Annotated in this window: 15 protein-coding genes; 10 read left to right on the top strand and 5 right to left on the bottom strand. The window is 63.9% G+C overall.

The window, feature by feature from the left end; all coding sequences use genetic code 11:
- Positions 1–51 precede the first annotated feature (51 nt).
- On the bottom strand, positions 52–945 hold the full coding sequence (locus QAZ22_RS13080; RefSeq protein WP_278207182.1) for a branched-chain amino acid aminotransferase: 894 nt from the start codon (positions 943–945) through the stop codon (positions 52–54).
- Positions 946–1,205: 260 nt separating this feature from the next.
- Here QAZ22_RS13080 and QAZ22_RS13075 point away from each other — a divergent pair, with 260 nt between their 5' ends.
- The 4 genes from QAZ22_RS13075 (at position 1,206) to QAZ22_RS13060 (ending at position 5,179) form a co-directional block, all read left to right on the top strand.
- On the top strand, positions 1,206–1,739 hold the full coding sequence (locus QAZ22_RS13075; protein ID WP_278207181.1) for a MarR family transcriptional regulator: 534 nt from the start codon (positions 1,206–1,208) through the stop codon (positions 1,737–1,739).
- Entirely contained in the window at positions 1,726–2,445 is a 720-nt protein-coding gene (locus QAZ22_RS13070; protein ID WP_278074941.1) for a response regulator transcription factor, read from the top strand. The genes QAZ22_RS13075 and QAZ22_RS13070 overlap by 14 nt, the downstream gene beginning before the upstream one ends.
- A gap of 49 nt (positions 2,446–2,494) precedes the next feature.
- The gene (locus QAZ22_RS13065; protein WP_278207180.1) at positions 2,495–3,910 is read left to right on the top strand and encodes an ATP-binding protein; all 1,416 of its coding nucleotides are present in this window, start codon (positions 2,495–2,497) and stop codon (positions 3,908–3,910) included.
- A 204-nt stretch (positions 3,911–4,114) separates the two neighbouring features.
- Complete coding sequence (locus tag QAZ22_RS13060) at positions 4,115–5,179, top strand: glycosyltransferase family 1 protein (RefSeq protein ID WP_278207179.1); 1,065 nt, start codon at positions 4,115–4,117, stop codon at positions 5,177–5,179.
- Here QAZ22_RS13060 and QAZ22_RS13055 read toward each other — a convergent pair.
- From QAZ22_RS13055 to QAZ22_RS13045, 3 genes are all read right to left on the bottom strand, one after another.
- A complete protein-coding gene (locus QAZ22_RS13055) occupies positions 5,171–5,530 on the bottom strand; it encodes a tRNA-binding protein (RefSeq protein WP_278207178.1) in 360 nt (119 codons plus the stop codon). The two genes, QAZ22_RS13060 and QAZ22_RS13055, sit on opposite strands and share 9 nt — an antisense overlap.
- Before the next feature lie 18 nt (positions 5,531–5,548).
- Positions 5,549–6,049 carry a YbjN domain-containing protein gene (locus QAZ22_RS13050; RefSeq protein ID WP_040970944.1) on the bottom strand — a complete coding sequence of 167 codons (501 nt, stop codon included), beginning with the start codon at positions 6,047–6,049 and terminating at the stop codon, positions 5,549–5,551.
- A gap of 318 nt (positions 6,050–6,367) precedes the next feature.
- Positions 6,368–6,670, bottom strand: coding sequence for an accessory factor UbiK family protein (locus tag QAZ22_RS13045; protein WP_278074946.1), 303 nt, complete (start codon positions 6,668–6,670; stop codon positions 6,368–6,370).
- Between the two features lie 131 nt (positions 6,671–6,801).
- Here QAZ22_RS13045 and lgt point away from each other — a divergent pair, with 131 nt between their 5' ends.
- The 6 genes from lgt (at position 6,802) to QAZ22_RS13015 (ending at position 12,637) form a co-directional block, all read left to right on the top strand.
- Positions 6,802–7,656: a prolipoprotein diacylglyceryl transferase gene (gene lgt, locus QAZ22_RS13040; RefSeq protein ID WP_278207176.1), complete on the top strand. Its 855-nt coding sequence runs from the start codon at positions 6,802–6,804 to the stop codon at positions 7,654–7,656.
- Positions 7,653–8,720: a class I SAM-dependent methyltransferase gene (locus tag QAZ22_RS13035; protein ID WP_278207175.1), complete on the top strand. Its 1,068-nt coding sequence runs from the start codon at positions 7,653–7,655 to the stop codon at positions 8,718–8,720. Before lgt ends, QAZ22_RS13035 begins: the two co-directional genes overlap by 4 nt.
- A gap of 119 nt (positions 8,721–8,839) precedes the next feature.
- Positions 8,840–9,628: a peptidoglycan editing factor PgeF gene (pgeF, locus tag QAZ22_RS13030; RefSeq protein WP_278207174.1), complete on the top strand. Its 789-nt coding sequence runs from the start codon at positions 8,840–8,842 to the stop codon at positions 9,626–9,628.
- Complete coding sequence (locus QAZ22_RS13025) at positions 9,628–10,779, top strand: Xaa-Pro peptidase family protein (RefSeq protein WP_278207173.1); 1,152 nt, start codon at positions 9,628–9,630, stop codon at positions 10,777–10,779. Before pgeF ends, QAZ22_RS13025 begins: the two co-directional genes overlap by 1 nt.
- 54 nt (positions 10,780–10,833) lie before the next feature.
- Positions 10,834–11,445, top strand: a complete 612-nt coding sequence (locus QAZ22_RS13020) for a hypothetical protein (protein ID WP_278207172.1) — start codon at positions 10,834–10,836, stop codon at positions 11,443–11,445.
- A 256-nt stretch (positions 11,446–11,701) separates the two neighbouring features.
- A complete protein-coding gene (locus QAZ22_RS13015; RefSeq protein ID WP_278074952.1) occupies positions 11,702–12,637 on the top strand; it encodes a ribose-phosphate pyrophosphokinase in 936 nt (311 codons plus the stop codon).
- Here QAZ22_RS13015 and QAZ22_RS13010 read toward each other — a convergent pair.
- A complete protein-coding gene (locus tag QAZ22_RS13010) occupies positions 12,634–13,518 on the bottom strand; it encodes a helix-turn-helix transcriptional regulator (protein ID WP_278207171.1) in 885 nt (294 codons plus the stop codon). The two genes, QAZ22_RS13015 and QAZ22_RS13010, sit on opposite strands and share 4 nt — an antisense overlap.
- Between the last annotated feature and the right edge of the window lie 104 nt (positions 13,519–13,622).

The following is a 13,622-nucleotide window of genomic DNA, read 5'->3' as shown; positions in this document are numbered from 1 at the left end:
AAGAGGCGGCTCGAAAACCGCCCCTATTGCACAAAAAAGCTGTGACTATCGCTATTCTGCGGCGATGGCGTGCTCTGGCTGCACGGCGGCAGAATAGTCGTTCATCAACATCTTGGCGATCTCGCCGACCTCGAATCGGTACGGACCGATCTCCGAAACCGGAGTGACCTCCGCGGCCGTACCGGTGAGGAAGCATTGCTCGAAGCCTTCGAGTTCCTCCGGCATGATGACGCGCTCGATCACCTCGAGGCCGCGGTCCTTGGCCAGACCGATCACGGTGCGGCGGGTGATGCCGTCGAGGAAGCAGTCGGGCGTCGGCGTATGGAGCTTGCCGTCCTTGACGAAGAAGATGTTGGCGCCGGTGGCCTCCGCCACCTGGCCGCGCCAGTCCAGCATCATGGCGTCGGCATAGCCCTTGGCCTCGGCGGCGTGCTTGGAGAGCGTGCAGATCATGTAGAGGCCGGCGGCTTTGGATTTGGACGGCGCAGTGCGCGGGTCGGGCCGGCGCCATTCGGCGATATCGAGACGAATGCCCTTCAGCTTCTGCGCCGGGTCGAAATAACTCGGCCATTGCCAGATGGCGATGGCGCAATTGATACGGTTGTTCTGCGCCGAAACGCCCATCTGCTCGCTGCCGCGCCAGGCGATCGGGCGCACATAGGCGTCCTGGAAACCCTGTTTCTTCAGAAGCGTGCGGCAGGCCTCGTCGATCTCTGCGACCGAATAGGGAATCTTGAAGCCGAGCAAGCGGGCCGATTCATGCAGGCGCTCATTGTGCTCGGTCAGCTTGAAGATCTGGCCGCCATAGGCGCGCTCACCCTCGAAGACGGCACTGGCATAGTGCAGGCCGTGGGTCAGCACATGGATCTTGGCGTCGGCCCATTTGACGAACTCGCCGTTCATCCAGATGAAGCCGTCCAGTTGATCGAAGGGAACGGATGCCATGGAAACCTCCCGCGGGCGGGCGCCCACAAATCGTTGTGTCATATGGCCATTCGCGTCGGCCCCGCCACTGGGTCCGAGACGCCGGCCGGTGCCTGGAAACGTAGGCGGATATTCAATCCATGGCAAACTCAGGAAGTTCCGGAAAAACGGCTTCCGCTTGCCTTTTCGTTCGCAATCCGCCGAAAAGCTTGTCAAAAATTATCATTGGCGGGAAATTACGTCAACAGTACTGACATAATCCCGCTTGGCATGGAGACATGATGACGGATCGAAGCCCCGCAGCCGGAAAACCGATCAGGACGGCGATCACCGATGACGACGGCATCGACTTTGCCATCATCGAGTTGTTTTTCTTCGCTTATCGCGACTTTACCTCCGATCCCGACCAGATCCTTGCCGATTACGGCTTCGGCCGCGCCCATCACCGCGTGCTGCATTTCGTCAACCGCAGGCCCGGACTGACGGTTGCCGAGCTGCTCGATGTGCTGAAGATCACCAAGCAGAGCCTGGCGCGGGTATTGAAGCAGCTGATCGACACGGACCATATCGTCCAGGTGCAAGGCCCGCGCGACCGCCGGCAGCGCGAGCTCTACCCAACCGCCAAGGGCCGTGCGCTGGCACTGGCGCTGGCACGGCCACAGTCGCGCCGCATCCGTGCTGCATTGGAAGATTCTGGCACTACCGAACGCGCCTCGATCGAAAGATTCCTCGAGGCGATGGTCAATCCGGAACTAAGGGCGCAGATCAACATTTTGCCTGCGCAAACATCGGGGAAGAAAAATGGAGACCACTGAGAAGGTTGATCATCCGGCGGCGCCCGGCGATGATGCGCCGCATCTGCTGGTGGTCGATGACGACACCCGCATCCGCAATCTGCTCAAGCAATACCTGTCCGAGAACGGCTTTCGCGTCACCGTCGCCGGCAATTCCAGCGAAGCCCGGCGCAAGCTCGCGGGGCTCGACTTCGATCTACTTGTGCTCGACGTCATGATGCCTGGCGAAACCGGCGTCGACCTCACCAAGGCGCTGCGGGCCGAGAAGAACGTGCCGATCCTAATGCTGACGGCGCTGTCGGAAACCGACAGCCGCATCACCGGGCTGGAGGCCGGCGCCGACGACTACCTGCCGAAGCCCTTCGACCCGCGCGAGCTGATCCTGCGCATCAACAACATCCTGCGCCGCGGCGGCCCGGCGGCAACGCCGAAGGTCGAGCAGCTCGTGTTCGGCCCCTACACGTTCCAGATCGCCAAGCGCGAACTGAAGCGTGGCGGCGAAGCGCTGAAGCTGACCGACCGTGAGCAGGAAATCCTGGCGATCTTCGCCGCGCGGGCGGGCGAGACGATCCCCCGCCACGAACTCGTCGGCGACGAATCGGATGTCGGCGAACGCACCATCGACGTCCAGATCAACCGACTGCGCCGCAAGATCGAGCGCGATCCGTCCAATCCCGTATGGCTTCAGACGGTGCGCGGTATTGGGTATCGGCTCAGCGTCGAATAGACTACTCTCGACGGCCCTTTGCTACGGCCATTGATGAGCGGAAGGGCGAATGGCGACCACGCAACTGGAGAAGCCGAAAGGAGGCGGCCCCGGCGATCTCGCGCTGCGGACGCTGAAGGCGATGCCGCGCGCCTGGAACAGGTTCTGGCGCCTGGTCGCGCTCTACATGCCGAAGCGGCTTTATGCCCGCTCCCTGATCATCGTCATCGCGCCGATGATCCTGCTGCAGTCGGTCGTCGCCTTCGTCTTCATGGAGCGCCACTGGCAGACGGTCACCCAGCGTCTGTCGCAGGCGACCGTCCGCGACATCGCCGCCATCATCGACATGATGGAGACCTATCCGCACGATGCCGATTACGCCAACATCATCCGCATCGCCCAGGACCGCATGCAGCTCAAGGTCGATCTGCTGCCACCCGATCCGCTGCCGCCGCCCGGGCCGAAGCCGTTCTTCTCCATCCTCGACGAGGCGCTGTCCTCGGAGATCACCAGACAGATCAACCGCCCCTTCTGGATCGACACGGTCGGCAATTCCAACATCGTCGAGGTCCGCGTCCAGCTCGAAGGCAAGGTGTTGCGCGTCTTCGTGCGCCGCAGCCAGGCCTATGCCTCGAACACGCACATATTCCTGATCTGGATGGTCGGCACGTCACTGGTGCTGCTGATGATCGCCATCCCCTTCCTGCGCAACCAGATAAGGCCGATCCTTACCCTTGCCGAAGCCGCCGAGAGCTTCGGCAAGGGTCGGCCGATGCCGCGCGATTTCCGCCCGCGCGGCGCGGAGGAAGTGCGCCGCGCCGGCTTCGCCTTCATTCAGATGCGCGAGCGCATCGAGCGCCAGATCGAACAGCGCACCGCCATGCTGACCGGCGTCAGCCATGATCTTCGAACCATCCTCACCCGCTTCAAGCTGCAGCTGGCGCTGGCAGGCGGCAAGGCCGAGACCAAGGCCGCTCTCAACCAGGACATCGACGACATGCAGTCGATGCTGGAAGGCTATCTCTCCTTTGCCCGCGGCGAGGCCGCCGAAGATACCGGCCGCTTCGATCTCGAAACCTATTTCCAGAAGATGGACGAAGAAGCGCGGTTGCGCAAAGCCAAGCTTACAACGACTTTGACCGGTGATCCGGCCGTGCATGTGCGGCCGAAGGCCTTTGCCAGGCTGCTGTCCAACGTCATCGGCAACGCCTTCCGCTATGCCAAGACCGTCGAGGTAAATGCCAATCACGGCCGCGGTTCGCTCACCGTCACCATCGATGACGACGGTCCCGGCATCGCCCCCGACAAGCGCGAAGAGGTGTTCAAGCCATTCCTGAGGCTCGACGAGGCGCGCAACCTCGATGCCAGCGGCACCGGCCTCGGCCTGTCGATCGCCCGCGACATCGCCCGTAGCCATGGCGGCGACGTCACGCTTGAGGACAGTCCACTTGGCGGTCTGCGCGCCGTGATCAAGGTTCCCGCGTAAGTCCGGGCAGGTCGGGTTTCATCGGCCCGTCATGAAATCATGGTCAAGAGCGCGCATGAAGCGCGCAACCTCTATCGATTCGGCCCTGCCGCCCCGCTTCGATCCCGTACCTGGCCGGGTACGCTGGAGCGAAGCGCGAGCTGCTGCCTGGTTGCCGTTCCGCCACCACGCGGGTGCGCTCAAAAACCTTTCCAAGGGATCGTCATGCGAATCCTGATGGTCACCGATGCATGGCGGCCGCAGGTCAATGGCGTGGTCCACACGCTGGAGCGGCTTACCGAAACGCTGAAATCCTTCGATGTCCAGGTCGATTTTCTGACGCCGAACATCTTCCGCACCTTGCCGCTGCCGACCTATCCGGACATCCGCCTCGCATTGACGACGCCCGGTCATGTCGCGCGCCTGATCGATGCGCGCAAGGCCGACCATATCCACATCGTCACCGAAGGTCCGCTAGGCATCATGGCGCGCCGTTACTGTCGCAAGGCCGGGCGCCCCTTCACCACCAGCTACCACACGCGTTTTCCCGAATATCTCAGCGCCCGCCTGCCGGTGCCGGAGAGCTGGGCCTATAACTGGCTGCGCGACTTCCACAATTCGGGACAGGGCACGCTGGTCGCCACCCAGTCGCTTGCGGACGACCTTGCCTCACGCGGCTTCAACAAGCTGAGGCCCTGGACGCGCGGCGTCGACACCGATCATTTCCGGCCGGACAAGCGCAAGGAGACGAGCTTCCCCCGCCCCGTCTTCCTCTGCGTCGGCCGCGTCGCGATCGAAAAGAACCTGACCGCCTTCCTCGATCTCGACTTGCCGGGCAGCAAGGTGATCGTCGGCGAGGGGCCGGAACTGGCAAAGCTCAAGGCCCGCTATCCAAACGCGCATTTCCTCGGTCACCGCCCGAACGACGAACTGGCGGAGATATATGCCTCGGCCGACGTCTTCGTCTTTCCAAGCCGCACCGACACGTTCGGCAATGTCATCATCGAGGCTTTGGCCAGCGGCACGCCGGTGGCCGCCTACCCGGTGACGGGGCCGATCGACATCGTCGGCGACGGCGTCGGCGGCGCTGTGTCGGAGGATCTGGGCGAGGCCGCGCTCAAGGCGCTTCACATCGACCGCCCGGAGGCGCGCCAGCGCGCCATGCGCTACAGCTGGAAGGCCTGTGCGGAAATGTTCCTCGACGCGGTCGAGGAAGCGCTGGGCATGCCGCGCAAGCGCGCCGATCAGGATGTTGTGACGTCAGGCCGGCCCAGGCTTGTCCTAGAATAGCCGCCCGCCGTCGGGCACCTTGCGCTCTATGGCGCCGAGCACCACGGCGCCCTCTTCATCCGGAAAGCCCAGCGTCAGCACTTCCGACATGAACGGGCCGATCTGGCGCGGCGGAAAGTTCACCACCGCAAAGACCTGCCGGCCGATCAGCGTCTCCGGCTTGTAATATTTGGTGATCTGCGCCGATGACTTCTTCACCCCGATAGCCGGGCCGAAATCGATCTTGAGCTTGATCGCCGGCTTGCGCGCCTCCGGAAAATGCTCGGCCTCGATAATCGTGCCGGCACGGATGTCGACGCGGTCGAAATCGGCAAAGCTGATCTCGGGCTTGCGCTCGTTGCTCGAACTCATCGGCGGTATTGGCTTCGCTCAGGCGTTTCCATGGGTTTCAAAGAGCACGCTGGACAGCGCGTCCTTGGCCGATGTACCCGACCAGACCACGAACTGGAAGGCCTGGAAATAGCATTCGCAGGCCTCGAGCGCCGAGGACAGCAGCACCTCGACCTGCTGGCTCGAAGGCTCGACCCCGCCGGCAAGCAGCAGCGACTGCCGGAACATGATCGCGCCCTCCTGCTCCCACAGGTCGAAATGGCCGAACAGCATCTGTTCGTTGATGAGCGACAACAGCCGCATCACTTCCAGCGCGCGCGTTTCCGGCACCTTGATGTCGAAGGCGCAGGCCAGATGCAGCGCCTCGAAATCCTCCATCCAGGAGAACGAGACGTGATAGTCGGTCCAGCTTCCGGTCACCGAAATTGAAATCTCGTCGTCGCCGGCACGTTCGAAGGACCAGTCGTTGTTGTGGGCCACCTGCTCGATGACATCCACCGGGTGGATTTCGCGGGAGAATTCGAGTTCGAGGAGTTCCATGAATGCTTCCTGTCGTTCTGAGAGCGCCACACGCTCCGCGAGAGAGGGCACGCACAACGAACAATCTTGTCTAGAACTCGGACGGCCAGGGCTTTCCATACGCAAAGACCCCAACCGGACCCCACCGCCCGGCGCATGACCCTGCTCCGAATCATGCAACAAATTCAGTCTATTGATCGGGAGTCGCGTGAACAGCCCAATTTTTCGCACTGCGTCATTCGCATGTGGAAAGGCGCTGTCAAAAAGATTCATGCAATGCCGGTAAGCGATTCACGGCAAAGCGATTTTTCGGATCGCGCTTTGTGGAAAAGTTTACGATTATTTTTTTGATCTGGGCTTCGGCGCAGCCGCCGGTGCGGCCTGCCCGGTCAATTCGGCGATCTTCGCCTCGAGCGCTTCGACGCGCGAGGCAAGCTGGATGTTGTCTTCCCTGGCCTTGACGGCCATCTCGCGCGCGGCCTCGAACTCCTCGCGCTGCACCACGTCCATCGAGTTGAGCAGCCGCTCGGCCTGGCTGCGGAAGGCTGTCTCCATCTCGCGCCGGACGCCCTGGGCGGCGCCCGCGGCATCCGTCATCAGCTTGGCGAATTCATCGAGAATGCGGTTCGTTCCAGTCGACATGGCAAATCCTCGCTTGTTGATTTTGACGTAGTGGCGCGCGGCACGGAATGCAAGCGAAGCCTTGCCTTGACCCCGCCAAAACCCTGCCGCATGGTCCGCGCCGAAATGCGACCGTGCCCGGGAGACCCCGTTTGAGCGAATATTTCTTGCTGCCGCTGGCCTCCCTGCCCTTCCCCAACATCGATCCGGTCATCGTAAATATCGGGCCGCTGGCGGTGCATTGGTATGGCGTCGGCTATATCGTCGGCATTCTCTTTGCCTGGTGGTACGCCAGGCGGCTCGTCACCAACGCCAGCCTTTGGCCGGACCGCAAGCTGCCGATGAAGCCAGAGGACCTCGACGACTTCATCGTCTGGGCGGCGATCGGCGTGGTGCTCGGCGGGCGCACCGGCTATGTCCTCTTCTACGACCTGCCGCGCTATATCGCGCATCCGCTCGACATCTTCGCCGTCTGGCAGGGCGGCATGTCGTTCCATGGCGGCCTGCTCGGCGTCATCCTCGCCATGACGCTGTTTTCAATCAAGCGCGGCATCCACACCTGGACTTTGTTCGACGTCGTCGCGGCCGGCGTGCCTGTCGGCCTTGGCCTCGTCCGCATCGCCAATTTCATCAATTCGGAACTCTGGGGCAGGCCCACGGATGTTCCCTGGGCGATCGAATTCCCCAATGGCGGTCCGTTCACCCGGCATCCCAGCCAGATCTATGAGGCGCTGCTCGAAGGCCTTGTGCTCTTCCTGGTGCTGCGCTTCCTCACCCATTCGCGGCTGAAACTCGGGACGCCACGCTTCGTCGGCGGCGCCTTCATCTGCGGCTACGGGCTGTCGCGCATCTTCGTCGAGTTTTTCCGCGAGCCCGACCAGCAGCTTGGCTACCTGCTCGGCACCAACTGGCTGACCATGGGCATGATCCTGTCCTCGCCGATGGTGCTCGCAGGCATCTGGGCCATGGCCACCGCAAAGCCGATGACGCAAGCGCAGCCGGCATGACCCGGCTGAAGGAGCGTATCGTCGGCCTGATCGGTGCCGTGGGGCCGATCCCGGTCAGCGAGTATATGGCGCTCTGCCTGTTCGACCCCGAGCACGGTTATTATACGACGCGCGAGCCCTTCGGCGCCGCCGGCGATTTCGTCACCGCGCCGGAGATCAGCCAGATGTTCGGCGAGCTTGTCGCCGTCTGGCTCTACCAGGCCTGGCAGGGCGCCGGCCGACCACTCCCCGTGACCTTCGCTGAAATCGGCCCCGGACGCGGCACGCTGATGAAGGACATGCTGCGCACCTGGTCGCGGCTCGACCCGGCGTTTGCCGCCGGCGCGTCCTTCGCCATGATCGAGACCAGTCCACGCCTGACCGAAATCCAGAAAGAAACGCTTGCCGGCCAGAGTGCGGCCCTGAGCTGGCACCAGACCATCGACACGCTGCAGCGGCAGCCGCTCTTCATCGTCGGCAACGAGCTGTTCGACGCAGTGCCGATCCGCCAGTTCGTCTATGTCGGCGCAGGCTGGCGCGAGCGGATGGTCGGCCTCGACGATGCCGACAATCTCCACTTCTTTGCCGGCGCTGGCTCTGTCGACCCGGCCTTGCTGCCGGCTGGTGCGGCAGACGCGCCGCAAGGCGCGATCGTCGAAGTGGCGCCGGCTCGCTCGGCGCTGATGTCGGCGATTGCCGAGCACATCGCCGGCCATGGCGGCGCCGGGCTGTTCATCGACTATGGCCACCTTGAGCCCGGCATCGGCGACACTTTGCAGGCTCTGCGCAGGCACGATCACGAAGACGTGCTGGCCAATCCCGGCGAGGCCGATCTCACCGCCCATGTCGACTTCGAAGCGTTGGCCGCAAGCGCCCGTGCCCACGGCCTCGAGGTGGAACTGACCACGCAGAGCGAATTCCTGCTCGGCATGGGCCTGCTCGAGCGCGCCGGCGCGCTGGGCGCCAAGGCCGATGACGGCGGCCGGCGGGCGATTTCCGACGCGGTCGAACGCCTCGCCGGCCCCGATGCGATGGGCGAACTGTTCAAGGTGATGAAGATCCTGCCGGTCGCGAAAACCGGCTGACATCGGCCGGCAACCTGTGCAAGCTGGTCCCGCCACTTGCCCGAGCGCCGCCCCTTGCCGAACTTCCCCTACCGAACTTCACCTTGACGAAAGCGCCCACGCGGACAACAAACCCATCCATGCTGAATCAGACCAGACCCGATCCAGTACGTTCGCCTCTGCTCGATAAGGCGCGAGGCATACGCCACGGCTATTTCACCCGTGTCGGCGGCGTCTCCGGCGGCATGTACCGGGGCCTCAACATCGGCACCGGCTCTAGCGACGACCAGGCGCTTGTCGCCGAGAACCGCCGCCGTGTCGCCGACTGGATGGGCGTGCCGGCGGACCATCTGCTCACCGCGCATCAGGTCCACTCCCCCGACGTCGTCATTGCCCGGGAGCCTTTCGCAAGCCCTCGCCCCAAGGCCGACGCCATCGTCACCGACCAGCCTGGCATTGCCGTCGGCGCCTCGACCGCCGATTGCGGACCGGTCCTGTTCGCCGATGCCGAGGCCCGCGTCATCGGCGCCGCCCATGCTGGTTGGAAAGGCGCCTTCACCGGCGTGCTCGAAAACACCGTTGCCGCGATGGAAGGTCTCGGCGCCCGCCGCGACCGCATTGTCGCCGTGCTCGGTCCCTCCATCGGTCCCGACAATTACGAGGTCGGGTCCGAATTCGTCACCCGCTTCGTCGAAGCCGATGCCGGCAATCAACGCTATTTCCGGCCGTCGGTGAATCCCGGCCACTCGATGTTCGACCTCAACCAATATACGGTCGACCGGCTGCGAAACGCCGGCGTGACCGCCGAGGGCCTCGGCCGCTGCACTTACGCGGAAGAAGACCTCTTCTATTCCTATCGGCGCACCACCCACCGCAAGGAAGCGGATTACGGGCGCCAGGTTTCGGCAATCGTTCTGGAGAAAGAGTAATGGCGCTGCATTTCGAACGTTCGGAATTCGACGCTCGGCGTGACCGGCTGCTGATCGAGATGGCCGAAAAGAAGCTCGACGCCGTGCTTCTGTTCGCGCAGGAGAGCATGTACTGGCTGACCGGCTACGACACATTCGGCTTTTGCTTCTTCCAATGCCTGGTGGTGAAGGCCGATGGCTCGATGGTGCTGCTCACCCGTTCGGCCGATCTGAGGCAAGCGCGCCATACCTCGACCATCGACAACATCGTGTTGTGGACCGATCGCGACGGCGCCAATCCCGCGATAGACCTGCGCAATCTGCTCAATGACCTCGATCTGCTCGGCGCCCGCATCGGCGTCGAATACGACACGCATGGCCTGACCGCCTACAACGGCCGCCGCGTCGATGAGCAGTTGCAGACCTTCGGCCAGATCGCCGATGCTTCCGGCATCGTCGGCCGGCTGCGCCTCTTCAAGAGCCCTGCCGAGATCGCGAAGGCCGAGAAAGCCGCGAACCTTTCCGACGATGCGCTGGAAGCCGCCTTGCCGCTGATCAAGCAGGGCGGCGACGAGGGACTTATCCTGGCCGCAATGCAGGGTGCGATCTTTGCCGGTGGCGGCGACTATCCGGCCAACGAATTCATCATTGGCTCGGGCGCCGATGCCTTGCTTTGCCGCTACAAGGCCGGACGCCGCAAGCTTACCAAGAACGACCAGCTGACGCTCGAATGGGCGGGCGTCTTTCATCACTACCACGCCCCGATGATGCGCACCGCGTTGACCGGCAAGGTCTCGAAGCGCCACCAGGAACTGTTCGATGCCGCCCGCGCCGCGCTGCTCGCGGTCGAGAAGGCGATGACGCCGGGCAACACTTTCGGCGATGTCTTCGATGCGCATGCCCGCACGCTCGAAGCGCATGGTCTGACCAAGCACCGGCTGAATGCCTGCGGCTACTCGGTCGGCGCCCGCTTCACGCCGTCATGGATGGATATGCCGATGTTCTACCAGGGCAATCCGGAGCCGATCGCGCCCAACATGACGCTGTTCGCCCACATGATCATCATGGATTCGGAGACCGAGACGGCGATGACGCTCGGCCGCACCTACCTCACCACGGAATCGGCGCCGAAGCCGCTCTCCCGCCATGATCTCGACTTGATCGTACAGTGAATCCATAATGGTTGGTTCACGCGGGGGCGTCGCCACCAGGGAGTTTTCGGGCAAATGAGACGATCGCGGATGACGACCGTGTCATTGCTTGCGGCGCTGGCGCTTGGCGCTTGCACCAACGCCAAGGACGTCCTCGATCCTTCTGCCGTCAAGCCGCCGGCGAATTCGGCTCAGGCCTTGCCGGCCACCCAGGGCATGTCGGCCACCACCTCCCCGACCACGACCGCGCCTGCCCCCACGACAACGGCGGCGGCTTCGACGCCCGCCACGCCGGCTCAGACCGCCGCAATCGCCAAGACCCGGCTGCAGGTGGCGCCGATCGTCGGCGCCTCCGTGGAGGCCGCGGCACCCTTGACGGCGGAACTGCAGGCGCGCGCCAGGCAGCGCGGCGTGACGCTGGTCGGCAGCACCGACCAGACGGCGACGCATGTGCTGAAAGGCTATTTTTCGACGATGTCCGAAGGCAAGGAAACCACTGTCATCTATGTCTGGGACGTCTACGATCCGTCGGGCAACCGCCTGCATCGCATCAACGGCCAGCAGAAGGCACCATCGGTCGGCAGCGGCGAAGGCTGGCCGGCGGTCGCGCCCTCGGTCATGCAAGCGATCGCCGATCAGACGATCGACCAGTTCACCGCCTGGCTCGGCAGCGGCGGCGCCGGCTAGAGCAACTCCACGACAACCGTGCAACGATTTTCCGTCCACGTCGAAGCAGATAGCTGGAGCGAGTCAGCGATTCCGCCACGCGTTGAAACTGGCCCAACGGATCTGTTGCCGGCTTGCGATGCAATCGGCCTTTGTTGCACCTTCTCGAAGGATTCCCGATCACGAGGCTTGCAATACCGGCGCGGGCCGCTAAAAGCCCGCTTAAAAGGCTCATGAGAGTCTGTCGGGTCTCTCCATCCTTCACCAGGAACGGTGCATGAAGCTTTTCGCGGGCAATTCCAACAGGGTGCTGGCCGAGGCGGTCGCTCGCTATCTCAACATTCCGCTGGGGAAGGCCAGCGTCAGGCGCTTCGCCGATCAGGAAATCTTCGTCGAGATCCAGGAGAACGTGCGCGGCGAGGATGTCTTCATCCTGCAGTCCACTTCTTTCCCGACCAACGACCATCTGATGGAACTTCTCATCATGATGGATGCCTTCATGCGCTCCTCCGCCCGGCGCATCACGGCGGTCATCCCCTATTTCGGCTATGCCAGGCAGGATCGCCGCGCCTCCGGCCGCACGCCCATCTCGGCCAAGCTCGTCGCCAACATGATCACCCGCGCGGGCGCCGACCGCGTGCTGACGCTCGACCTCCACGCCGGTCAGATCCAGGGCTTCTTCGACATCCCGACCGACAACCTGTTCTCGGTGCCGGTGATGGCCCGCGACGTGAAGGCGAAATACAAGCAGCTCGGCAACGTCGTCGTCGTGTCGCCCGACATCGGCGGCGTGGTCCGGGCGCGCGCGCTGGCCAAGCGCTTCGACGCGCAGCTCGCCATCGTCGACAAGCGTCGTGAGCGCCCCGGCGAATCCGAGGTCATGAACATCATCGGCGCCGTCGCCGGCAAGGACTGCCTGTTGATCGACGACATCGTCGATTCGGGCGGCACGCTCTGCAATGCGGCCGAGGCGCTTCTCAACAACGGCGCCACCAGCGTCACCGCCTACATCACCCATGGCGTGCTCTCGGGCGGCGCGGTAACCCGCATCGCCGGCTCGAAGCTGCAGGAACTGGTGATCACCGATTCCATCCAGCCGAGCCAGGCCGTGCTCGATGCGCCCAACATCCGCGTCATTTCTATCGCCGACCTGATGGGCGAAGCGATCTCGCGCACGGCAACCGAGGAATCGGTCTCCAGCCTTTTCGACTAAACCGCGGCGCTGCTGGCCTGGGTCAAACCGGCAAGCCGCCTGCTGCCTTCGCCCGCCTCGCGCGCGCCGCGCATATAGCCGCGTGGCGAGGCGCCTAACATGCGCTTGAACATGGTGATGAAGGCCGGCACGCTGTCGTAGCCGAGGTCGAGCGCCACCCTGGTGATCGGCTCGCCGTCGGCCAGCCGGGGCAGCGCGGCGAACAGACAGGCCTGCTGGCGCCATGTCGACAGCGACAGCCCGGTCTGGCGATGGAAGGCGCGGGTGAAAGAGCGCCGGCTCATGCCCGCGGCATCCGCCCATTCGTCGATCGTCGCGTGCGGCGAAGGCGCCGCCACGAAGCGCCGGCAGAGAGCCGCGAGCTTCGGGTCAGACGGGAAAGGCAAGCCGAGCGGCCGCTCCGGCAGGTTCGGGATCTCGTGCAGCAGGAGCCCCATGATCAACCCCGCTCGCCCTTCGAGCTCGCCGCCCTGCGGCAGCTTCTCCGATTCCACGATCAGGCTGTGCATCAGTTCGGTGATGCCGACGACGCGCAAGCCCCCCGGCAGGCCGGGAATGGCATCCGGCATGACATAGACCGAGCGCATCGAGACATCGCCCAGCATCTCGACCGAGTGTTCGATGCCGGCCGGTATCCACATCGCGTGGTCGGGCGGCACCATCCAGCGCCCGTGCCTGGTCGTCACCAGCACCACGCCGACCAGCGCATGCAGCAATTGGCTGCGGCTGTGGCGGTGCCGCGGCACGTGGTAGCCGTCGGGATATTCGGTCGGCAGCGCGACCGCAGGCCCGACCGCCTGCTCCAGCCATTGCCAGCGGCTTTCGTGCAGCCGGCCGAGCTCGGCGGCGTCGCCCCTGAAGATTTCCCGGCCATGCGGCATCGAATGCGGCCCACTTGCGAAACTATTGGACCAAACCACGAAAGAAGTCGCCATTCAAGCCGATTATAAGGCGAGCGTCCTATCAGACTGCCTGCGGTTCGCCG

Source organism: Mesorhizobium sp. WSM4906, from assembly GCF_029674625.1.
Taxonomy (GTDB): Bacteria; Pseudomonadota; Alphaproteobacteria; order Rhizobiales; family Rhizobiaceae; genus Mesorhizobium.
Note: the sequence above shows the minus strand (reverse complement) of the source record. Positions and strands in the feature narration are given on the sequence as shown.

Bases quoted from the DNA above. Each gene is read 5' to 3' on its own strand.
- QAZ22_RS13080 (WP_278207182.1), bottom strand. From the start codon at position 945: ATGGCATCCGTTCCCTTCGATCAACTGGACGGCTTCATCTGGATGAAC.
- QAZ22_RS13075 (WP_278207181.1), top strand. From the start codon at position 1,206: ATGACGGATCGAAGCCCCGCAGCCGGAAAACCGATCAGGACGGCGATC.
- QAZ22_RS13070 (WP_278074941.1), top strand. From the start codon at position 1,726: ATGGAGACCACTGAGAAGGTTGATCATCCGGCGGCGCCCGGCGATGAT.
- QAZ22_RS13065 (WP_278207180.1), top strand. From the start codon at position 2,495: ATGGCGACCACGCAACTGGAGAAGCCGAAAGGAGGCGGCCCCGGCGAT.
- QAZ22_RS13060 (WP_278207179.1), top strand. From the start codon at position 4,115: ATGCGAATCCTGATGGTCACCGATGCATGGCGGCCGCAGGTCAATGGC.
- QAZ22_RS13055 (WP_278207178.1), bottom strand. From the start codon at position 5,530: ATGAGTTCGAGCAACGAGCGCAAGCCCGAGATCAGCTTTGCCGATTTC.
- QAZ22_RS13050 (WP_040970944.1), bottom strand. From the start codon at position 6,049: ATGGAACTCCTCGAACTCGAATTCTCCCGCGAAATCCACCCGGTGGAT.
- QAZ22_RS13045 (WP_278074946.1), bottom strand. From the start codon at position 6,670: ATGTCGACTGGAACGAACCGCATTCTCGATGAATTCGCCAAGCTGATG.
- QAZ22_RS13035 (WP_278207175.1), top strand. From the start codon at position 7,653: ATGACCCGGCTGAAGGAGCGTATCGTCGGCCTGATCGGTGCCGTGGGG.
- pgeF (WP_278207174.1), top strand. From the start codon at position 8,840: ATGCTGAATCAGACCAGACCCGATCCAGTACGTTCGCCTCTGCTCGAT.
- QAZ22_RS13025 (WP_278207173.1), top strand. From the start codon at position 9,628: ATGGCGCTGCATTTCGAACGTTCGGAATTCGACGCTCGGCGTGACCGG.
- QAZ22_RS13020 (WP_278207172.1), top strand. From the start codon at position 10,834: ATGAGACGATCGCGGATGACGACCGTGTCATTGCTTGCGGCGCTGGCG.
- QAZ22_RS13015 (WP_278074952.1), top strand. From the start codon at position 11,702: ATGAAGCTTTTCGCGGGCAATTCCAACAGGGTGCTGGCCGAGGCGGTC.
- QAZ22_RS13010 (WP_278207171.1), bottom strand. From the start codon at position 13,518: ATGCCGCATGGCCGGGAAATCTTCAGGGGCGACGCCGCCGAGCTCGGC.